16 protein-coding genes and 1 pseudogene are annotated in these 22,090 nt (G+C 67.0%); 15 read left to right on the top strand and 2 right to left on the bottom strand.

Features of this window, described 5'->3' with window-relative positions:
- Position 1: 1 nt before the first annotated feature.
- The gene (gene groL / locus BACI348_RS14475) at positions 2-1,612 is read left to right on the top strand and encodes a chaperonin GroEL (protein WP_159826893.1); all 1,611 of its coding nucleotides are present in this window, start codon (positions 2-4) and stop codon (positions 1,610-1,612) included.
- A 159-nt stretch (positions 1,613-1,771) separates the two neighbouring features.
- Here groL and BACI348_RS14470 read toward each other — a convergent pair whose 3' ends face one another.
- Positions 1,772-2,380 (bottom strand): dihydrofolate reductase family protein, encoded by a 609-nt coding sequence (locus BACI348_RS14470; protein WP_159826891.1) that lies wholly within the window; start codon positions 2,378-2,380, stop codon positions 1,772-1,774.
- A gap of 59 nt (positions 2,381-2,439) precedes the next feature.
- Here BACI348_RS14470 and BACI348_RS14465 point away from each other — a divergent pair.
- The 8 genes and pseudogenes from BACI348_RS14465 (at position 2,440) to BACI348_RS14430 (ending at position 14,707) form a co-directional block, all read left to right on the top strand.
- Positions 2,440-3,962 (top strand): annotated as a pseudogene (locus BACI348_RS14465) (ATP-dependent DNA ligase).
- A gap of 125 nt (positions 3,963-4,087) precedes the next feature.
- Entirely contained in the window at positions 4,088-5,722 is a 1,635-nt protein-coding gene (locus BACI348_RS14460) for a helix-turn-helix transcriptional regulator (RefSeq protein WP_159826889.1), read from the top strand.
- Positions 5,723-5,865: 143 nt separating this feature from the next.
- Positions 5,866-6,972, top strand: a complete 1,107-nt coding sequence (locus BACI348_RS14455; RefSeq protein ID WP_159826887.1) for a flavin-containing monooxygenase — start codon at positions 5,866-5,868, stop codon at positions 6,970-6,972.
- 9 nt (positions 6,973-6,981) lie between these two features.
- Positions 6,982-9,060 carry an acyltransferase family protein gene (locus BACI348_RS14450; RefSeq protein WP_159826885.1) on the top strand — a complete coding sequence of 693 codons (2,079 nt, stop codon included), beginning with the start codon at positions 6,982-6,984 and terminating at the stop codon, positions 9,058-9,060.
- Between the two features lie 231 nt (positions 9,061-9,291).
- Positions 9,292-10,803: an IMP dehydrogenase gene (gene guaB / locus BACI348_RS14445; protein WP_159826883.1), complete on the top strand. Its 1,512-nt coding sequence runs from the start codon at positions 9,292-9,294 to the stop codon at positions 10,801-10,803.
- Positions 10,804-10,884: 81 nt separating this feature from the next.
- Positions 10,885-12,255, top strand: coding sequence for a hypothetical protein (locus BACI348_RS14440; protein WP_159826881.1), 1,371 nt, complete (start codon positions 10,885-10,887; stop codon positions 12,253-12,255).
- Positions 12,256-12,346: 91 nt separating this feature from the next.
- Entirely contained in the window at positions 12,347-12,754 is a 408-nt protein-coding gene (locus BACI348_RS14435; RefSeq protein ID WP_159826879.1) for a hypothetical protein, read from the top strand.
- A 42-nt stretch (positions 12,755-12,796) separates the two neighbouring features.
- Positions 12,797-14,707 carry an ABC transporter ATP-binding protein gene (locus tag BACI348_RS14430; RefSeq protein WP_159826877.1) on the top strand — a complete coding sequence of 637 codons (1,911 nt, stop codon included), beginning with the start codon at positions 12,797-12,799 and terminating at the stop codon, positions 14,705-14,707.
- Positions 14,708-14,984: 277 nt separating this feature from the next.
- On the opposite strand, the gene BACI348_RS21010 is transcribed toward BACI348_RS14430, so the two are convergent.
- Complete coding sequence (locus BACI348_RS21010) at positions 14,985-15,308, bottom strand: hypothetical protein (protein ID WP_328699962.1); 324 nt, start codon at positions 15,306-15,308, stop codon at positions 14,985-14,987.
- Between the two features lie 49 nt (positions 15,309-15,357).
- On the opposite strand from BACI348_RS21010, the gene BACI348_RS14420 reads away from it, so the two are divergent.
- The 6 genes from BACI348_RS14420 to guaA all read left to right on the top strand — a co-directional run bounded on the left by BACI348_RS14420 (position 15,358) and on the right by guaA (position 22,020).
- Positions 15,358-16,494, top strand: coding sequence for a GuaB3 family IMP dehydrogenase-related protein (locus tag BACI348_RS14420; protein ID WP_159826875.1), 1,137 nt, complete (start codon positions 15,358-15,360; stop codon positions 16,492-16,494).
- A gap of 105 nt (positions 16,495-16,599) precedes the next feature.
- Positions 16,600-18,339, top strand: a complete 1,740-nt coding sequence (locus BACI348_RS14415) for a glycerol-3-phosphate dehydrogenase/oxidase (protein WP_159826873.1) — start codon at positions 16,600-16,602, stop codon at positions 18,337-18,339.
- A gap of 39 nt (positions 18,340-18,378) precedes the next feature.
- Positions 18,379-18,867, top strand: a complete 489-nt coding sequence (locus BACI348_RS14410; protein ID WP_159826871.1) for a PTS sugar transporter subunit IIA — start codon at positions 18,379-18,381, stop codon at positions 18,865-18,867.
- A gap of 61 nt (positions 18,868-18,928) precedes the next feature.
- Complete coding sequence (locus BACI348_RS14405; RefSeq protein WP_159826869.1) at positions 18,929-19,789, top strand: SURF1 family protein; 861 nt, start codon at positions 18,929-18,931, stop codon at positions 19,787-19,789.
- Positions 19,786-20,322 (top strand): DUF3817 domain-containing protein, encoded by a 537-nt coding sequence (locus tag BACI348_RS14400; RefSeq protein WP_159826867.1) that lies wholly within the window; start codon positions 19,786-19,788, stop codon positions 20,320-20,322. The genes BACI348_RS14405 and BACI348_RS14400 overlap by 4 nt, the downstream gene beginning before the upstream one ends.
- Before the next feature lie 108 nt (positions 20,323-20,430).
- Entirely contained in the window at positions 20,431-22,020 is a 1,590-nt protein-coding gene (gene guaA, locus BACI348_RS14395) for a glutamine-hydrolyzing GMP synthase (protein WP_159826865.1), read from the top strand.
- The last annotated feature ends 70 nt before the right edge of the window (positions 22,021-22,090 follow it).

The following is a 22,090-nucleotide window of genomic DNA, read 5'->3' as shown; positions in this document are numbered from 1 at the left end:
CATGGCAAAGCAGCTTGCGTTTAACGACGCTGCACGCCGGTCTCTTGAAGCCGGCATCGACAAGCTCGCCAACACCGTCAAGGTAACGCTGGGCCCGCGCGGCCGCAACGTTGTCCTGGACAAGAAGTGGGGCGCGCCCACCATCACGAACGACGGCGTCACCATTGCCCGCGAAGTCGAGCTGGACGACCCGTACGAGAACCTTGGCGCACAGTTGGCCAAGGAAGTTGCCACCAAGACCAACGATGTTGCCGGCGACGGCACCACCACCGCAACGGTCCTGGCCCAGGCACTGGTCAAGGAAGGCCTGCGCAACGTTGCGGCAGGCGCTGCCCCCGGCCAGATCAAGCGCGGCATCGAGGTTTCCGTTGAAGCCGTCGCCGCCCGCCTGCTGGAGAACGCCCGCCCCGTCGAAGGCACCCAGGTGGCCAGCGTTGCCGCCATCTCCGCCCAGAGCGACGAGGTCGGCGAGCTCCTGGCCGAGGCTTTCGGCAAGGTGGGCAAGGATGGTGTGATCACCATCGAGGAGTCCTCCACCACGCAGACCGAGCTGGTCCTCACCGAGGGCATGCAGTTCGACAAGGGCTACCTGTCCCCGTACTTCATCACGGACGCGGACCGCCAGGAAGCCGTCCTCGAGGACGCCCTCATCCTGATCAACCAGGGCAAGATCTCCTCGCTGCAGGACTTCCTGCCGCTGCTGGAGAAGGCGCTGCAGGCCGGCAAGCCGCTGTTCATCATCGCTGAAGACGTCGACGGCGAGGCCCTGTCCACGCTGATCGTGAACCGCATCCGCGGCACCCTGAACGTTGTTGCCGTCAAGGCACCGGGCTTCGGCGACCGCCGCAAGGCTATGCTGCAGGACATCGCCACCCTCACCGGTGCGCAGGTTGTTTCCCCGGAGCTGGGCCTGAGCCTGGACACCGTTGGCCTCGAGGTGCTGGGTACTGCCCGCCGCATCACGGTGACCAAGGACAACACCACCATCGTCGACGGCGCCGGTACGGCAGAGGACGTGGCGGCCCGTGTGGCACAGCTGCGCGCCGAGCTGACCCGCACCGACTCCGACTGGGACAAGGAAAAGCTCCAGGAACGCCTGGCCAAGCTGGCCGGCGGCATCGGCGTGATCAAGGTTGGCGCAGCCACCGAGGTTGAGCTGAAGGAAAAGAAGCACCGCATCGAAGATGCAGTGTCCTCCACCCGGGCTGCCCTCGAAGAAGGCATCGTCGCGGGCGGCGGTTCGGCCCTGATCCACGCCCTCAAGGCACTGGATGAGGACCCCGCCGTCAAGGCACTCGAAGGCGACGCTGCCGCTGCTGTGGGCATCGTCCGCCGCGCCCTGGTCCAGCCGCTGCGCTGGATCGCCCAGAACGCCGGCTTCGACGGGTACGTCATCACCGCCAAGGTTGCCGACCTCGACACCAACAATGGCTTCAACGCCAAGTCGGGCGAGTACGAGGACCTGATCGCCGCCGGCGTGATCGACCCCGTCAAGGTCACCCGCGCAGCCCTCCGCAACGCAGCCTCCATCGCTGCCCTGGTTCTCACCACCGAGACCCTCGTTGCAGAGAAGCCTGCCGACGAAGACGAGCACGCAGGCCACAGCCACTAGCATTTCCGCCGGCTCCCGGGTCCCGCTACGCTCGACGTGGGTCCCTCGCCGGCGTGGCCCTGCAGCCGCACAAAAAACCGGTCCAGCATCCGCTGGGCCGGTTTTTTGCGACAGCGGCTGGACCGCGCCGTCAGGGTCCGCTGGCCGGGCGAAGCGAGGTTAGGGGGCGGTGGGGACCATTTCCTGCGTCTCAACCTCGCCGGCCCGTTCGTACACCAGCGACACCGCCCCCTTGGGGAAGCTGCGCGCCGGCTCGGCGAGCCGGAAGGAGGCGGGGATGGTCCCGGCATCAAAAAGCCGCTTGCCCTGGCCCAGGGTCACCGGATACAGCCAGATATGGAGGCGGTCCAGGACCCCGGCAGCGAGGAGTGAGCGGATGAGGACACCGCTGCCGAACATGTGCACCTCGCCGTACTCCTCGCGGAGCCTGCCGGCAGCGATGGCATCCGGCAGTACCGTGGTGCCCTCCCAGCCTGGCGCTGAAAGGCTGTGGGAGACAACGAACTTGGGCACCCGGTTGAGGGTTCCGCCGATCTCGTCAGACTGGTGCGGCCAGTAGGCGGCGAAGATATCGTAGGTCTTCCGGCCGAGCAACAGGGCATCAATCTTCGCGACCTCCGCGCCAATGGCCGCACCGGCCTCGTCATCGGACACCGGCGCCTGCCACCCGCCGAAGGCGAAACCGCCTTCAGCGTCCTCCTCGCGGCCGCCGGGCGCCTGGTACACGCCGTCAAGGGTAAGGAACAGGTTCGCGACGATGATTCCCACCCGTCCAGTCTGGAACAGCCTCCGGGCGCTGTCCAGCATCCCCGTGGCAGACTGATCCCATGCTGCTCGACGAGCTCGTGAAAACCACGGACGCAGTCGCGTCCACCCGCTCCCGGCTCGCAAAGGTGGAAGCGCTGGCGGACCTGCTGCGCCGCCTGGACGCTGCGGAGATCCCGACGGCGGTGGGCCTGCTGAGTGCCAGGCCGCGCCAGGGCCGGGTGGGGGTCGGTTGGCGCGGCATGTCGGCGGCCATGGGGAAGCCGGCCGCCGAACCCAGCCTCACCGTGGCCGACCTCGACGCCGCGCTGGACCGGCTGCTCGCCACCGCCGGCGCCGGATCCGCCGCCGGGCGCGCCGTCACCCTCCGGACACTCACGGCGGCGGCCACCCAACGGGAGCAGGACTTCATCGCCGGCGTCCTCCTGGGCGAGCTGCGGACCGGTGCGCTGGAGGGCGTCCTGACGGATGCGGTGGCGCGCGCTGCTGACCGGCCCTCCGAGGCCGTGCGACGCGCGGCCATGCTTTCGGGCGATCTAGGGGCCACCGCCCTGCTGGCGCTGACGGGCACGGCGGCAGAGCTGGACGCGGTTGGCCTTGTCGTCGGCCGTCCCGTGCAGCCCATGCTTGCTTCCACGGCCGCCAGCGTGGGCGCGGCGCTGGAAGTCACCGGCGAAGCGTCCGTGGAATACAAGCTCGACGGTGCCGCATCCAGGTGCACCGCATGGGGGATGAGGTACGCATCTACACCCGCACGCTCGCAGAGGTGACGCACCGGCTGCCGGAGGTGGTGGAGGTGGTGCGCGGACTGCCGGTACGGGACGTGATCCTTGACGGCGAGACCCTCGCCCTTGATGAGGACGGCGGCCCCCGGCCTTTCCAGGAAACGATGTCCCGGTTCGGGGCGGAGGCGGAGGGCACCACGCTGTTGCATCCATGGTTCTTTGACGTACTGCACCTCGACGGGCGCGACCTCCTGGACGAACCGCTGGCCACACGCATTGCCGAGCTCGAACGCATCGCGCCCGGGCACCGCATCCCGGGGGAAATCACCGCCGATGTGGCCGTGGCCGAGCGTGTGTCCCGCGACGCGCTCGCCGCAGGCCATGAGGGTGTGATGGTGAAAGCGGTGGAATCGGCTTATGCCGCCGGACGGCGCGGGTCCAACTGGATCAAGGTGAAACCGGTGCTCACCTACGACCTGGTGGTCCTCGCCTGCGAGTGGGGCTCGGGACGACGCACCGGAATGCTCTCCAACCTGCACCTCGGCGCCCTGGACCCGGCAGGCGAGTTCGGCCCGCCCGGCGGTTACGTGATGGTGGGCAAAACCTTCAAGGGCCTCACCGATGCGTTGCTCCAATGGCAGACCGAACGGTTCCAGGAACTCGAAGTCCGCCGCACTGCCGGCACCGTCTGGGTGGAGCCCGTCACCGTCGTCGAGATTGCGATCGACGGCGTGCAGCAGTCTCCGCGCTATCCGGGCGGCATCGCCCTGCGCTTCGCACGCGTCAAGCGCTACCGCGACGACAAAACCGCGGCGGAGGCAGACACCATCCAGACCCTGCGCGGGCTGCTCCGCACCTAGCCGGACGGGCTGTTGTCTCAGCTGCCCCGCGGGCGTACCGTGGCGCTTAAGTACGGCCCGCCGTTCAGGGCGGGGATGTCATTCACGACGACGGCCGGCTGGGGTGGTATCCGGAAGGAGGCCAGGTGACAGCTGAGACGGGGCTGGACCAGGGCCGGTCTGCTTTTCGTGAGCAACGCTGGACCGACGCCTTCGAAAGCTTGCACGAAGCCGACCAGCGCGGGGGACTGCCCGCCGCGGACCTGGAACGGCTCGCCACTGCCGAGATCCTGACCGGCAAGGCCGTCACCGGACTCGAGTCCCTCACCCGCGCCCACGAGGAGTACCTGGTCATCGGCGATATCGTCGGCGCTGCCCGGTGCGCGGCCTGGATGGCGCTCCACCTGATGAATACGGGGGAGAGCGCCCGCGCAGGGGGCTGGCTGGCGCGGGGCCAGAGGCTGGCGAATGAACTCGCTCAACCGGACGCAGTGGAAGGCTTCCTGCTCATCCCGGAGTGCCTGGGCAAGCTGTACGGCGGGGACCCCCAGGGCGCGCTCCTGCTGTTCACCCGGGCCGCGGACATCGGCCAGCGGTTCCAGGACCGGGACCTGTCCGCGCTCGCAATGATCGGCACCGGCCAGGCGACCCTCGAGCTGGGCCGTCCCGCCGAGGGCCTGCGGATGTTCGATGAGGTGATGGTGGCCGTCACGGCGGGGGAACTCTCAGCGGTGCCCTCAGGGATCGCCTACTGTGCGGTGATCGGAAACTGCCAGGTTGCCTTCGACCTTGAACGGGCGATGCAATGGACGGCGGCCCTTGACCGCTGGTGCCGGGACCGTCCGGACATGGTGGCCTTCAGCGGCCAGTGCCAGGCACACCGGGCCGAGCTCTTCCGGCTGCACGGGGCCTGGGCGGAAGCGCTGGAGGCGGCCGCTGCAGCCCGGGAGCGGTCCGGCCACGGTGACCCCCAGGCACGGTACGGGGGCTATTACCAACAGGGGGAAGTGCAGCGGCTGACCGGGAAACTCGGCCTGGCAGAAGAGTCCTTCATGCAGGCGGCGCGCAGCGGTTACGAGCCCCAGCCCGGACTCGCCCTCGTATCCTTGGCACGGGGAGACGTGAAGCAGGCCCAAACAATGATCCGCAGGTCTGCCGCGCTCGCTGACACGGCCACCCGCCGGCACCTGCTGCCCGCACTGGTGGACATCGAACTGGCCGTGCCTGACCTGGCGGCCGCGCGTGAGGGCGCCGAGGAGCTGGCCCGATTCGCCCGTGAGTGCCCCGTCCCCATGGTGCGCGCGGTGGCGCACCAGGCCGACGGCGCCGTCCTGCTGGCGGAACACCATCCCGCCGGTGCATCCCAATCCCTGCGGCAGGCCTGGCAGCTCTGGCTTGAGCTTGGCGTCCCCTATGAGGCCGCCCGCTGCCGGGCGCTGGCCGGGCGGGCCTGCCGGGACCTCGGCGACGAAACCTCGGCGCGGATGGAACTCGAAGCGGCCCATGCCGAATTCCTGGAGTTGGGAGCGGCTCCGGCCGCCGCGTGGGCGGCGTCGCTCATGCGGAAGGACGACGGCGGCACTTCCGGACCGCTGACAGCCAGGGAGGCGGAGGTGCTTCGGCTCGTGGCCTCGGGCCAGGGCAACCGGGCCATTGCGGCAGGCCTCTTCCTCAGCGAGAAAACCGTTGCCAGGCACATCAGCAACATCTTCCTGAAGCTGGGCCTCTCCTCAAGGGCCGCGGCCACCAGGTACGCCTTCGAACATGGAATCGCGGGGTAGCGGGGACTGCACAAAATTGCCCATTCGGCCGCTTTGCACCATTGCATCATCTGCCCGACGCGGGCCCGGGTGGCCCGCCCGTAGCCTCAAAACATGGACCTGCAGAGCGCAGGGATCCTTGTCAGGAACGCAGGAGCACAGCCATGGACAACAACAGCGTGACCGGCATGCTGGACACGATGATCATCGGCGGCGGCCAGGCAGGCCTCACCCTGGGCTACCACCTGAAGGAGCAACAACGGAACTTCCTTATCCTGGACGCGAACCAGCGTGCCGGCGACGCCTGGCGCCAGCGCTGGGATTCACTCCGGGTGTTTACGCCCGCCAAGTACGACGGCCTGCCGGGGGAGCCGTTCCCGGCCGACCCGCTGTCCTTCCCGACTAAGGACGAACTGGCCGGATACCTGGAAGGCTACGCCGAACGGAACGCCCTTCCCGTGCTCCACGGAACCAGGGTGGAACGCCTGTGGCGTGAAGGCGGCCACTTCGTCGCAGCGTCCAACGGCCGCCGCTGGGAGGCGCGGAACGCCGTCGTCGCCACCGGGGTCAGCCAGGAACCCAAGGTTCCGGCTTTCGCCACGTACTTGGCAGCCGGCACTGTCCAGTTCCACTCAGCCGCCTACCGGAATCCGGGACAGCTGCAGGACGGCCCTGTCCTGGTGGTTGGCTTGGGAAATTCCGGCGCCGAGATTGCCCTGGAAGTGAGCCGGACACACCAGACCATTGCTGCGGGGAAGCCGGGCGGTGAACTGCCGGTCAAGCATGGCCGGACCGCCGCCCGCTACGCCCTGCCGATAGTGCGTTTCCTCGGCCTGCACGTCCTGACCCTCGACACGCCGGTGGGACGCAAGGCGGCACCGGCCTTCAAAGCACACGCCGCGCCGCTGATCAGGACCAAAACCAAGGACCTCGCCGCAGCGGGAGTGCGGCTGGTGCCACGGGTCACCGGTGTGGAGGACGGTCAGCCGGTCCTGGCGGACGGAACGCGGCTGGAGGTGGCAAACGTCATCTGGTGCACGGGATTCCGGGACGACTTCAGCTGGATCGATCCGGAGCTGCTCGACGGCGGCGCGCTGCCCCGGCAGCACCGGGGAGTGGCCCTCGACACCCCGGGACTGTTCTTCCTGGGACAGGAATTCCTGTACGCGGCGGCGTCCGCAACGCTGCCCGGAGCGGGTCGCGACGCGCGGTACCTGGCCGGGAAAATACCGCAATTGGGTAGAATTGATGTTTTGCCTATGCGCCAGTGAGGTCTATTTGTGTCGATAGCGAGAACAGAGGCTGCAGCAAAACCGCTGCCCGGAGCCAGTGCCAAGGACCGGAAACCAACCTTCCGGCCCGAGGTCCAGGGGCTCCGGGCGCTCGCCGTCCTGATGGTGGTTGCCTACCACGTGTGGTTGGGCCGGGTGTCCGGCGGCGTGGATATCTTCCTGCTGGTCTCCGCCTTCCTGCTGACGCTGTCCTTCGTCCGGAAAGCCGAGGCGGGGCACCCGTTCGGACTCCTGGCGCACTGGCTGCACCTGTTCAAGCGGCTGCTGCCGGCCGCCGTCGTGGTGATCCTCGGCGTCCTCGCCGGAACGTGGCTGATCCTGCCGCAGAGCCGCTGGCCGCAGGTGCTGGACCAGGCTTGGGCGTCGCTGCTGTACAGCCAGAACTGGCTGCTCGCCGACACCGCCGTTGACTACTACGCGCAGGACCATGCCGGGGCCAGCCCGCTCCAGCACTTCTGGTCTCTCTCCATCCAGGGCCAGGTGTTCATCCTCTGGCCGCTGATCTTCGCGGGCGCTGCCGGAGTGCTGGCGCTCGTGCGCCGCGTACCGGCCTGTGCCGGGCTGACCTACCGCGGCCTGCTGGCATTGGTTTTCGGAGCCGTCTTCGCCTTTTCGCTCGCCTATTCGGTAGAGCAGACCGCCACGAACCAGGCGTACGCGTACTTCGACACCAGGGCCCGCCTCTGGGAGTTCGCCCTCGGGTCCCTGCTGGCGCTGGCGCTGCCGTACCTCAAACCCGCACGGGCGCTGCGCGTGGTGCTGGGCTGGGCAGGGCTGGCCGCTATGCTGTCGTGCGGGCTGCTGCTGACCGTGGACCGGTCCTTCCCCGGGTATGTTGCACTGTGGCCCTTACTTGCCGGGGCCGCCATTATCTCCGCCGGGCAGTCCGGCAGCCGCTACGGTGTGGACAGGATCCTCAGCAGCAAGCCGCTGGTGGCGCTGGGCGACAACTCGTACGCCCTGTACCTGTGGCACTGGCCCGTGCTCGTCCTGGCCCTCGCAGCCACCGGCGTGGAGGCGCCCAACCTGGTCCAGGGCCTGGCCATCGCCGGCGCCTCCGTGGTCCTGGCCGTCCTCACCACACGCTTTGTGGAAAAACCGCTCCGGGACTGGCACTGGCCCAAACGGCAGGCCTGGCGCACCGCCGTCGTGATTGTTGCCTGCGGTGCCGTGCTGGCTGGTCCCGTGGCCATCTGGCAGACCACGCTCACCGCCGAGGAAAGCGCGACGGCGGCACAACCCCGCGAGCTGACGCCGGGGGCCGCGGCACTCACCCCCGGGAACGCCGCCGCACCGGCTCCCGATGCGCGGATCATTCCCGGCCCCGCCGCCCTGGACAACGACTGGGCCGGCATCCAGGCCCCGTGTGTCGGCGCCAATGCCACCGCCGACCCCATCCTGGAAGGCTGCCGGCAGGAGCTCCCGGACGGCGAAGTGACCAAGCGGATTGTGGTCCTGGGCGATTCGCACTCGCAGCAGTACCTGGGCGCCCTGGCCCCCATCGCGGCCGCGCGGGGCTGGGAACTTGTGACCCTGCTGATGCCCGCCTGCCGCTTCGGCGCCGAATCGGAAACGCGGAATGCGGAGTGCAACGCGTACAACCGGGCCAGCTCTGCCTACGTCCTGGAGCACCGGCCCGATGCCGTGTTCACGGTGGCATCGCTGACGCATGAGGAAGCACCGTTCGAGACGGAGGTGCCGGCCTATCTTGACGGCGTCCGGCCGTTCGCCGACGCCGGAATTGAGATCGTGGGGATCCGGGACAACCCGCGGTTCACGTTCAACATGCCGGAGTGTGTGCAGCGCAACGGTGCCGACGCCCACGAGTGCAGCGTGCCGCTGGAGGAGTCCCTGGCGGACCCTTCACCGCTGGAGGGCTACCGGGGCACGGTGGACGGACTGCACCTGATGGACCTGAGCGACTTCATCTGCGCGCGCGGGATCTGCCCCGGAGTGGTGGGAAACGTGTACGTCTATAAGGACGACAACCATCTCACCCGCACCTATGTGGAAACCATGATCCCCATGTTTGAGGAGCGCCTCCTCGGCGCGACGGGCTGGAAGTAGCCCTTTTCCCTGACGGCCTGCCGCGGAGAGTTCGTGCGGTTGCTCACATTGGGCACCTGGAATAGGGGGATCGGCGCCGAGGTTCTAATATTTACTCAACACTTTCTGACCTCCGGTCCGCCGCACCACGCGGTGGCCTGCACGATTTTCTGCACAGGCCAGTCCCGTAATGACGGGCTGGTCATCGGCTGCAACCCCTACCCGCACGCAACCATGGTAAGAGGCGCACTCATGACCGAGCCCGAACACAACCCCTTTGGCTTCATCGGCCTGACCTACGACGACGTCCTGCTCCTGCCCGGCCACACTGAGGTCATCCCTTCGGAAGCGGACACATCTTCCCGGATCTCCAAGCGGATCACCGTGCAGACGCCCCTGCTCTCCGCCGCGATGGATACGGTCACCGAATCCCGCATGGCCATCGCCATGGCACGCCACGGCGGCCTTGGCGTGGTGCACCGCAACCTGTCCATCGCGGACCAGGCGGACCAGGTGGACCGCGTGAAGCGCAGCGAATCAGGCATGATCACCAACCCGCTGACCATCCGGCCCGAGGCCACGCTGCGCGTACTGGACGACCTCTGCGCCCAGTACCGCGTGTCGGGCCTGCCGGTGGTGGACGAGGACAACCGCCTGCTCGGCATCGTCACCAACCGCGACACACGCTTTGTGCCCGAGGCGGACTTCCCGCTGCGGCTCGTCAGCGACGTGATGACCAAGATGCCCCTGGTCACCGGGCACGTGGGGATCAGCCGCGAGGAGGCCTCGCACAAGCTGGCCACCAACAAGATCGAAAAGCTGCCGCTGGTGGACGACCAGGGCAGGCTGAAGGGCCTCATCACCACCAAGGACTTCACCAAGGCCGAGCAATACCCGCTGGCCACCAAGGATGACGAAGGCCGCCTCCGCGTGGGCGCTGCCATCGGCTTCTTCGGGGACGGTTGGGAGCGCGCCATGGCCCTCGTGGACGCCGGTGTGGACGCCCTGTTCGTGGACACCGCCAACGGTCACTCCCAGGGCGTGCTGGACATGATCCGCCGCCTCAAGTCCGATCCTGTGGCAGCACACGTTGACGTCATCGGCGGCCAGGCTGCCACCCGCGAGGGCGCCCAGGCACTGATCGACGCCGGCGCTGACGGCATCAAGGTGGGCGTGGGCCCCGGCTCCATCTGCACCACCCGCGTGGTGGCCGGTGTAGGCGTCCCGCAGATCACCGCCATCTATGAATCCGCCAAGGCAGCCATTCCCGCCGGAGTTCCGCTGATCGCCGACGGCGGCCTGCAGTACTCCGGCGACATCGGCAAGGCCCTGGTGGCCGGCGCCGACACCGTGATGCTCGGCTCCCTCCTGGCCGGTTGCGACGAGTCGCCGGGCGAGCTGATCTTCGTCAACGGCAAGCAGTTCAAGTCCTACCGCGGCATGGGCTCCCTGGGTGCCATGCAGTCCCGCGGCAAGAACACGTCCTACTCCAAGGACCGCTACTTCCAGGCCGACGTCTCCGGCGATGACAAGCTCATCCCCGAAGGCATCGAAGGCCGTGTAGCCTACCGCGGCCCGCTCGCTTCGGTGGCGTACCAGCTGGTGGGCGGCCTGCGCCAAACCATGTTCTACACCGGTGCCCCCACCGTCCCGGAGCTGAAGGCCCGCGGCAAGTTCGTCCGCATCACCCCGGCCGGGCTGAAGGAATCGCACCCGCACGATATCCAGATGACCGTCGAGGCGCCGAACTACGGATCCCGCTGATCATCGAGAAGGGATGGGCACTACTGCCCATCCCTTCTTTTTGAGCCATAAAGTACATTCGATGGATAAACATTCGGGCATTTGGGGGACGGTTTGGGCGGCGGATTCTACGGAGCCGATGTTGAGCAGCTGAGGCAGCTGGCAACCACCATGCGGACGGCGGGGCGCAAGCTGGACGCACAGCGGCTGGCTCTGAACGGCGGTGTGGCCGGCACGCCGTGGCCCGGGCCGGACGCGGAGGTATTCCGGCAGGAGTGGAAGTCGGTCCACAGCCGGTCGCTGGGGGCTGTCGTGACGCTCCTGCAACAGGCCGCGGAGGACCTGACGCGGCAGGCGGACGAACAGCAGTCAGCAAGTGCGGCAGGCGGTGCCTCAGCAATGCCGTCCCTGCCCGGCGTCGAGCGGTTACCGGAGCCCCGGCCGGAGGACCTGGAGGGCAAATCCGCCGCGGACATCAGGGCCTGGTGGCTGGGGCTGTCCAGCAGCCAGCAGGAGGCGTTTATCCGCAACCACCCGCAGCTGGTGGGAAACACCAACGGGATCCCGTTCGATGCACGGATCCAGGCCAACCGGCACAATGCGCAGGACCGGATTGACTGGTTGCGGAACAACGATCCTGAACCCCAACTGAATCCCTGGATCCTCGACTCAAGCTATCCCGCGCGTTTCGCTGAGCAGCATGAGGAGTGGCGCAAGCGCCAGGACGGGATCGGATACTTCCAACAGGTTGTGGACGGCAAAGTGCAGCTCGCCGCCTACGATCCCGGAAACCACTCCATCGTGGAGCTCAAAGGTACGTACGACGAGAACACAACGACGATCATCACCTACGTTCCCGGGACCCTGAGCAATGAGGCGTCGTTCTATGATGGCCGCGGCCCGCAGGCCATTCCAGGCCACTTGGTCAAGGCCGACACGTCCGGGGGCACGGCGGCCTTCGTCTACAAGGGATCCGAGTTCCCCGACGGTGGTCCCGTGGAGGCATTCCTGGACGAGGCCAAGAGCGACGAATTCGTGGCTGCATCGGCGCCTGTCCTTGCAGCCTTCCAGAAGGCGGTTGACCTGGAGCTGCCGCCGCAGGCCCAGACGGTTGGCATAGGGCACAGCTGGGGAGCACGCAACGTGACGGGCTCCGAAATGGAGGGCGCGTCCTACAACAAGGTCCTCGCGCTCTCCGGTGCCGCCATGCGGCCGGGCTGGACGCCCACCCCGGGGACCGACTATGCCAGCTACACCTATCCCGATATCCTGCTCACCGCCGAGGCCAACGGCCTGGTCGGCGAAAACTACCCCATGCGGGAGCCCGCTTTTGAAAAACACATCTATGCTCCGCCGGGCGGCATCACGGTGGGGGAGCTCTACAGTATCGACAATCACAAGCTGATTGCCACCACGGATCCCGAAAACGAGAAAGCCCTTGATGACATCGAAGAGAAAATCAGCGGCCGGTAAGTCCAGGTGCGCTCCTGCTTGGCGGATTGCCGGAGCAATAGTACTGCTAGCAACGGTGGCCTCGTGCGGGCAGGCCGGGAATGGAAAAAACATGGACATCACCCTGGAATCAGCCAAGGACAAAGTCATGTCCACCGAACAGGAGATTTTGGGCCTGCTGCCTCAGGACAAGGTGCTGTCGAGATTCGCCCACGACACCTCGCCGCTGATGCCCTGTTCCGGCGAGCAACGAAAGTGGACCGGCGACGCCGAGGCGGAGCTTGCTCCGGGAGTTGACCGCGACGTAATCCTGGACGAGGTCCTGGAATCGATGTCCGCCAAAGACGGCTGGACGGTGGATGACGGCAAAACCGCCGGCGGAAAACGGCGAATCGACCTGCTGCACAGTGACGGTACCCACCTGCTTGTGTCCTTCCGGGATTCACCCGAGACCCTCAGGGTGTCCGGCTACAGTGCCTGCTTCGACTTCCCGGAGTACCAGTACGGCGAGGAGTACTGACACCCGCCTCTGTACGCGGGGCCGCGGCACTAGGCTGATTCCATGCCCCCTTCACGCCATCCGGCGGAACTGGCCCCCAAGCGGGAACCCTCGCGGCGGCTGGCCCTTCGCCCATACGCCCGCGCCGTAGCCCAGGTACTGCGGGTCAGCTTCCGTGCCTCCCCGGGCGCTGTGGTCATGAAAGTGCTCGGCTCGCTGATCTCCGCCGTCCTTCCGCTGGTGACCACCTACTTCGCCGCGCTCACCACCACGGCGCTGGCAGCGGCCTACGGCGGTGACGCCGGCGCAGGGCAGCTGGCCATCGTCTATGTGATCATCACCGCCGCGCTCGGCCTGTTCTGGGGCGCCTTCAACAGCGTGGACCGCTACATCCAGCAGCTGATGAGCTTCAAGGTGGGCGCCATCGTGGGCGACCAGATGTACGAGCGGTTCCTCGCCCTCGAGTTCTGGCGCTACGACGACAAAGAAACCGTTGACCTGTACGACCGTGCCAAGCGGTTCTCCGACTCGTACGCCCGGGTACTGGACCGGATCGCCGCCATTTTTACCCAGCTCGTCTCCGTGGTCCTCGCCATCGGCGCACTGCTGCTGGTCAGCTGGTGGATCGCCGTGATTGTCCTGGTGGCCATCGTGCCCAGCGTCTACCTGCAGTTCAAGCTCTCCCGGGAGCAGATCGCGCACTGGAACACGCAGGTGGACTCCCGGCGGCAGCGCAGGATGATCGAACAAAACCTGCTCCGGCCGCAGCACATCGCCGAAATGCGGCTGTACGGCATCGTCGGCTTCCTGATGGACCTCCGCTCCCGCCTGCGCGACGCAGACGAGCGCCGCCGTCTTGATTTCCAGCGCCGCTACATTCCCAAGCAGCTGGCCGCCGACGCCCTGCAGTACGGTGCGGAAGTGGTGTCGCTGATCTGGGTGGTGGGGCAGATCATCGCCCACGCCCAGCCGGTGGGCCAGTTCCTCTACGTGCAGCAGATCGTCAGCCGCGCACTGTCCACGGCCAACAACCTGGTTTCGTCCCTCAGCTCGATCGACGAGGACCTGGCCAACCTCAAGGACTACGAGCTGTTTATGGCGTTGCCGGTGCATTCGGAGCACGCCCCGCCGCTGCTCGGATCCCCGAAAACCGTTGAGCTGAAGGACATCCGCTTCACGTATACGGGCAGCGACATCGAAGTCATCCGCGGCATCAGCCTGACCATCCGGGAAGGCCAGCACATCGCCATCGTGGGGGAGAACGGCGCAGGGAAGTCCACCCTGATCCGCATCCTCGCGGGCCTGTACCGCCCGGACTCGGGACGGGTGATGCTCGACGGCGTTGACCTCGCCGCCGTCGACGTCACCTCCTGGCACCGGCACCTGGCCGTGCTGAGCCAGGAGTTCCTCAAGTACGAGTTCGCCACGGCAGCGGAAAACATCTACTTCGGCGACGTCGACTCGCCCCGGGACGAGGACCGCATCCGCAGGGCTGCCGGGGACGCGGAGGCGCTCGACTTCATCAACAAGCTCCCCAACGGGCTGGACAACCACGTCAGCAACTGGATGGAGGATCCCCGCGGACGCAAGGGCAGCGGACTCTCCGGCGGCCAGTGGCAGCGGCTGGCGATGGCCCGGAACTTCTACCGCGATGCCTCTTTCATGGTGATGGACGAGCCAACGTCGGCCATCGACGCCCTGGCCGAGCACCGCATCTTCACCCGCCTGTTCGCGGACCGGAGCAGCACCATCATCGCCATCAGCCACCGGCTGGCCACCATCGAAAAGGCGGACATTGTGTACATGCTGGAGGACGGGCAGATCGTCGAACAGGGCACGCACAAGGAACTGGTATCACTGCGGGGCCGCTACTTCCGGATGTTCGAATCCCAGCTCAGCGTTCCCACCAGCCCCCTAACCTCGCACGCTCGGCCAGGGAACCCTGCTGGCATGGGCCCAGCCGAAGGGGTATAGGTTCCTCCACCGTGGTGCGGACCCGGGCGATGTTTGGCCTGGGCGGGACACTGCTGAAGCCAAAGGTCACAGGCGGCGTGATGGGTGCCAATGTGCCGGCATCAGTGTTGTTCCAGCGAACGACTGCGGCGGTGATGTTGTGCAGGTCGCTCACCCCATAGAACTCCCGCCGTCCCCTTCCCGCCGTGCCGGCAGTCCGGGATCCTCCGCTCAACAGGCCTGCTGCCGGGCTCACCGCACGCAACCAGCACGGCTGGACGGCAAGTGGCCGGGGGACTCACCTGAGGGCGTGGCCCAGGAGGGACCGCCCGCCGAGACGCGCGCTGATAGCCAGCGGGCCGGCGTCGACCGTCAAATGCCCCGGCGCCAGGGTGGCGTGGACCTTCACCACACGGACCTCATCGAAGGTATAGGTGCCGGCGATGAAGTCAGCCACTTCCGCGCCGGGAGCGAGCAGCAGCCGGTGCCCCGAGGGCTCCTGGAGCATTACGTCGGAGAAAGGCCCGAACGGGGATGACTTCCAGACGCCCACCACCAAACGCAGGCCGGAGGCCGTTCCGATGCCGGCGATGTGGCCGTCGAAGATCCAGCGCGTGCCCATAGAGCCACTGTAGCCAAGGACAGCAGCACGGCTGGGATAACCTAGAGCAGTGACTTACGAGATCGAGATTGGCCGTGGCAAGCGTGGGCGTCGTGCCTACTCCCTGGATGACATTGCAATTGTCCCTAACCGTCGTACCCGCGACCCGAAGGACGTCTCCGTCTCATGGCAGATTGATGCCTACCAGTTCGAGATGCCGGTGATCGCCGCCCCCATGGACTCGGCCATGTCCCCGGCAACAGCCATCGCCCTGGGCAAGCTCGGGGGCCTGGGCGTGCTTGACCTCGAAGGGCTCTGGACCCGGTACGAGGACCCGCAGCCCGTCCTGGACGAGATCGGCGCCCTTGAGGACGAGGTCAACAGCCCCGCCGTGACCGGCCGGATGCAGGAGCTGTACAAGGCTCCCATCCAGCCCGAACTGATCACCTCCCGCCTGGCCGAGATGCGCGCCGCCGGCGTCACGGTGGCCGGCTCGCTCACCCCGCAGCGCACCCAGGAGCACTACAAGACCGTCGTGGCTGCCGGCGTCGATATTTTTGTGATCCGCGGCACCACCGTGTCCGCGGAGCACGTGTCCAAGGACCACGTGCCGCTGAACCTCAAGCAGTTCATCTACGAACTCGACGTTCCCGTCATCGTGGGCGGCGCGGCAGGCTATACGCCCGCCCTGCACCTCATGCGCACGGGTGCTGCCGGCGTCCTGGTGGGCTTCGGTGGCGGCGCCACCACCACCACCCGCCGTGCCCTGGGCATCCACTCGCCCATGGCCTCGGCCATCTCCGACGTCGCCGCGGCCCGCCGCGATTACATGGATGAGTCCGGCGGCCGGTACGTGCATGTGATTGCCGACGGCGGCATGGGCACCTCGGGCGATATCGTCAAGGCAATTGCCATGGGCGCCGACGCCGTGATGCTGGGCAGCGCCCTGGCCCGCGCGGAAGAGGCGCCCGGCAAGGGCTGGCACTGGGGCCAGGAGGCACACCACCTGGAACTGCCCCGTGGCGACCGCGTCAACGTCGGAACGGTGGGGCCCCTCGAAGAGGTCCTCTTCGGACCCGGCCACCACACCAACGGAACGGCAAACCTCATCGGTGCCCTGCGCCGTTCCATGGCGACCACCGGCTATTCGGACCTGAAGGAATTCCAGCGCGTCGACGTCGTCGTTTCCCCCTACGCCGGGAACTGACGTGCAGGTCAGGGCCACAAACGTTCCCGGCCCTGACCTGCACAAGCGCGCCGCAACGAAGTAGTGTGGTTCCACTACCGGGACTAGCGGCACTGGAGGCGTTCAATGAAGAATTTTCCTGACAACGGCGGAGCCTTGGGACCTGCAGCCAGGGAGGCTGCAATTGCGCGGCTGAAGGCCACGGCGGAGCCAGGCCAGGAACTGGACATCCTCATCGTCGGCGGCGGCATCGTGGGCACGGGTGCGGCCTTGGATGCCGTAACGCGCGGACTGGACGTCGGCATTGTCGAGGCAAGCGACTGGGCGGCAGGAACATCCTCCCGGTCCTCAAAACTGATCCATGGCGGCCTGCGCTACCTGGAGATGCTGGACTTCGCCCTGGTCAAGGAGGCGCTGCAGGAACGCGGGCTGCTGCTCTCCGAACTCGCGCCGCACCTGGCCCGGCCCGTCCCGTTCCTGTACCCGCTGACCAAGCCTTTCGTGGAGCGCCCCTACGTGGGTGCCGGCATTGCGCTGTATGACGCCATGTCGGTCTCCAGCGGCCACAGCAGGGGAGTGCCGTTCCACAAGCACCTCAGCAAGCGCGGAACGCTGCGCGCGGCGCCCAGCCTGAAGGACGACGCCTTCGTGGGCTCCATCCGGTACTACGACGGCCAAGTGGATGACGCGAAGTATGTTGCCAACCTCATCCGGACCGCCGCCTACTATGGCGCCCACGCCGTGAACCAGATGGCCGTGGTGGACTTCCTGCGCGAAGGCGAACGCGTGGTGGGCGCCAGGGTGGTCAACCACGAGGACGGAACGCAGTTCAACCTCCGGGCCAAGCAGGTCATCAACGCCACCGGCGTCTGGACCGACGAAACCCAGGCCATGGTCACCGAACGCGGGCAGCTGAAGGTCCGCGCCTCCAAGGGCATCCACCTGGTGGTTCCCCGCGACCGCTTCCAGTCCACGGTGGGCCTGATCCTGCGCACCGAGAAGTCCGTGCTGTTTGTTATCCCCTGGGGGCGGCACTGGATCATCGGCACCACGGACACGGACTGGCACCTGGACAAGGCCCATCCCGCGGCGTCCAGCAAGGACATCGACTACATCCTGGAGCACGTCAACAAGGTCCTCAAGCGGCCGCTGACCAGGGAAGACGTGGAAGGTGTGTACGCCGGCCTGCGCCCGCTGCTGGCCGGCGAAAACGACTCCACGGCCAAGCTGTCCCGGGAACATGTGGTGGCGCACCCTGTCCCGGGCCTGGTGGTGGTGGCCGGCGGAAAGTGGACCACCTACCGGGTGATGGCCAAGGACGCTGTTGACGAGGCCACCCGCACCATGGACGAACGGGTCCCGCCCAGCTGCACGGAAACCATCCCGCTGCTGGGTGCAAGCGGATTCAAGGCGGCCTGGAACCGGCGGAACCGGACGGCCGAGGAATCGGGCGTGCACGTGGCCCGGATCGAACACCTGCTCAACCGGTACGGGTCCATGACGAACGAGGTCCTGGCCATCATCAAGGAAAATCCGGAACTCGCCGAACCGATTCCCGGCGCGGACGACTACCTGCAGGCCGAGGCCGTCTACGCCGCCACCCACGAGGGCGCGCGCCACGTCAACGACGTCCTGACCCGGCGGACCCGGATTTCGATCGAGGCGTGGGACCGCGGCGTGTCAGCCGTTCCCGTAGTCGCTAAACTGATGGGTGACGTCCTTGGCTGGAGTGACGCCCAGCGTGAAAACGAGGTCAGGCACTACATCGCGAGGGTTGAGGCAGAACGCCTCAGCCAGCAACAGCCGGACGACGAATCCGCAGACGCCGCCCGCCTGGGCGTGGAAGACATCGTGCCCTTGCGCTGAGGGGCCCGCGGCACCAGCTCCTCACTGAAGGGAAACGCCTTGGCGGAACCACTTGACCGGTACGATGCCGAACTCACCACCCCCGAGATGGTGATCCTGGAGCTGGAGGCAACGGACAAGGCGGACGCCGCCACCCAGCTCGCGGAGCGGCTCTTCGCCGCGGGCCGGGTATCGGACCTGCCCGGGTTCCTTGAGCACGTCAACGCCCGTGAGCACCAGCTGGCCACCGGGCTGCCGGGCGGCATCGGCCTGCCCCACGCCCGCAGCGAATTCGTGTCCCGCACCTCGATAGCCGTTGGCATTGCCAAGTACGGCCACGCCCTGGACTTCGGCGCGGCGGACGGCCCGGCAACCGTGATCCTGCTGATCGCCACCCCCGCCAGTTCGTTCTCCGACCACCTCGAAGTCCTGGCCACCCTGGCCCGATCGTTGTCCAAGGAGTCCTTCCGGGAATCGCTCCGGCGGGCTTATGACCCCGAAGTCATCGCGGAGCTCATCAACTCCAGCCTGGTGTTTTTCGACCACTGACGCCCTGGCCCCGCCACCTGGCGTTTAGTTGTTCTACAGCGCGACGAAGTACGGTTAAGACGTGTGGAAAACTGCCCTCAAGCCCCGATGGATCGCAGGCTTTGTTTTTGCGATCGTGGTATCCGGGGTGTTCGTGCTGCTCAGCCAATGGCAGTTTGGACGCTCCACCCAGCCGGAAGCGCCGGTCAACCCGGCCACCGAACAGGTGCAGCCCCTCACGGAAACCCTTGAGCCCGGGGACTTCTTCCACGGGACCGACGCCGACCAGATGGTCAGTGCGCAGGGCACCTACGACCCCGCCAGGCAGGTCCTTGTGCCCGGCAGGCTGCACGACGGCAGGACCGGCTACTGGGTGGTTTCCGCCTTCGCCGTCTCCGGTGCCCCCGCCCTCAGCGGTGTCGCCGCCTCACCCCAGACGTGGATCCCGGTGGCCAGGGGATGGGTGGCCGATCCCGCAAAGGCCGGCGCCCCGCCGTCGGGCACTGTTGAGCTCACAGGGCGGCTCCTGCCGTCAGAGGCGCCACTGGCCGGCACGGCTCCCGCGCCCGGCCAGGCCACCGCGGTGTCGGTGGCCGAGCTGATCAACTACTGGGACGTCAGCAGCTATCCCGGTTTCGTCGCTGCCACAGCAGAGGTGGCCGGCGGCGTGGACGTCAGCGCCGCGGCAGTGCCGGGGGACATGCTTCCCCTCGACATCGGTCCGCAGCCGCCCGCGCAGAAAATCAACTGGCTGAACCTCTTCTACTCCCTCGAATGGGTTGTCTTTGCAGGTTTCGCGCTCTTCATCTGGTGGCGGCTGGTCAAGGACGACTACCACCGCGACCTCGAGGAAGCCCTCGACGAAGCCGAGGACAGCCAGCCGCCCGCCGGACACGGCCAGCACCAGCAACCCGAACAGAACCAGCAAAAGGTAAAGCCATGATTGATCCCAAACCCGCCAGTCCGGCTGGAAGCACCAACACGGCCGCAGGCAATAACGCCGGCACCAGCGGCAAGGCGTCGGGCAGGAAGCGGCGCTTCGGCGGCACCGAGGCGCAGATCCGGTCCGCGCTGAAGTTCTACAAGGTGCTGGCCTACCTCACGGGAACCATGCTGCTGCTGCTCTGCGCCGAACTGATCGCCCGGTACGGGTTCGGGCAGTACCTGTTCGCGGGCGGCACCAACGCTGTCACGGGCCAGCCGTTCGGCTTCGGATTCGCCGACGCCGATCCCCAGGGCGTGCTGGGCGGTGTCAACCTGTCCGTGGCGGTCCTTATTGTCCACGGCTGGATGTACGTGGTGTACCTGATCTCCAACTTCCGGCTCTGGTCGCTGATGCGGTGGCCGTTCCTGAAGCTGATCCTGCTGGCGCTGGGCGGCGTTGTCCCGTTCCTGTCCTTCATCGTGGAGAAGAAGTTCCACGCCGAGGTGGAGGCCGAGCTCGCGGCCAACCCCCAGGCACCCCAGCGGTACTGACGCCGCGGGCCGGCGCGGCCGGGCGTGCTGCGCTGCGGGGGAGTTCGCTCCGTCACAGCGCGGCTTCTCAAGGTGCGCCGGTGCAACGGCGCCCAGTAGGCTAGTACGGTGACTACTCCCACTGCATCCCAGACTTCCCAGAAGCCGGTGCTGGTTGTTGACTACGGTGCCCAGTACGCGCAGCTGATTGCCCGACGCGTCCGGGAAGCGAACGTGTATTCGGAAGTGGTTCCGCATACCTACACCACCGAGCAGCTCCTGGCCAAGAACCCCGCCGCCATCATCCTTTCCGGTGGACCGTCCAGCGTTTATGCCGACGGCGCCCCGAGCGTAGGTGCCGACCTCTTCGAAGCCGGCGTCCCCGTCTTTGGTATCTGCTACGGCTTCCAGGCCATGGCCAACGCACTGGGCGGCAAGGTGGACAAGACCGGGCTGCGGGAGTACGGCTCCACCCAGACCACCCTCCTCGGCGAAGGCCGCTCGGTCCTGGCCGGCATGCCCCAGGACCAGAACACCTGGATGAGCCACGGCGACTCCGTCCATGAGGCTCCCGAAGGCTTTGAAGTCCTTGCCACCACGGCCGGCGCCGAAGTGGCCGCCTTCGCCAACGAGGAGAAGGGCCTGTTCGGCGTGCAGTGGCACCCCGAAGTCAAGCACTCCGCCTACGGCCAGCAGGTCCTGGAGAACTTCCTCTTCAAGGGAGCCCGGCTGGAACCGAACTGGACGACCGGCAACATCCTCGAGGAGCAGGTGGAGCGCATCCGCCAGCAGGTCGGCGATGCCCGCGTGATTTGCGGGCTCTCCGGCGGTGTTGACTCTGCCGTCGCCGCTGCCCTCGTCCAGCGCGCCGTGGGCGACCAGCTCACCTGTGTGTTCGTGGACCACGGACTGCTGCGCGAAGGCGAAGCTGAGCAGGTGGAGCGCGACTTCGTGGCCGCCACCGGCGTCAACCTGTACGTGGCCAACGAGCAGGAACGCTTCCTCTCGGCCCTGGCCGGGGTCAGCGATCCCGAGACCAAACGCAAGATCATCGGCCGTGAATTCATCCGGGCCTTCGAAGAAGCCGAGCGCGCCATCATCGCCGACGCCGCCGCGCACGGCGAGAAGATCAAGTTCCTGGTTCAGGGCACCCTGTACCCGGACGTCGTCGAATCCGGTGGCGGCGAAGGTGCAGCGAACATCAAGAGCCACCACAACGTGGGCGGGCTCCCCGAGGACCTGCAGTTCGAACTCGTCGAACCGCTGCGCGCCCTGTTCAAGGACGAAGTCCGCGCCGTCGGCGCCCAGCTGGGCCTGCCGCAGGAAATCGTAGGCCGCCAGCCCTTCCCGGGCCCGGGCCTGGGCATCCGCATCGTGGGTGAAGTCAATAAGGAGCGGCTGGACCTGCTGCGGAAGGCCGACGCGATTGCCCGCGCCGAGCTCACCGCAGCCGGCCTGGACAACGAGGTGTGGCAGATGCCGGTAGTCCTCCTGGCCGATGTCCGCAGCGTCGGCGTGATGGGCGACGGCCGGACGTACGGGCACCCCATCGTGCTCCGTCCGGTGTCCTCCGAGGACGCCATGACCGCGGACTGGTCGCGCCTGCCGTACGAACTGCTCGCACGGATCTCCAACCGCATCACCAACGAGGTGGACGGCGTCAACCGCGTGGTGCTCGATGTCACCAGCAAGCCGCCGGGAACCATCGAGTGGGAATAGCAGCATGAATGGCCGGCCTCCGCTAAAGAGGCCGGCCATTGCTGTTTCTTCCGGTGAAATCCTCGGCAAT

This window comes from Arthrobacter sp. 9AX, from assembly GCF_902506095.1.
Taxonomy (GTDB): domain Bacteria; phylum Actinomycetota; class Actinomycetes; order Actinomycetales; family Micrococcaceae; genus Arthrobacter.
The sequence above is the reverse complement of the archived record's forward strand: the minus strand, read 5'-3'. Positions and strand labels throughout refer to the sequence as shown.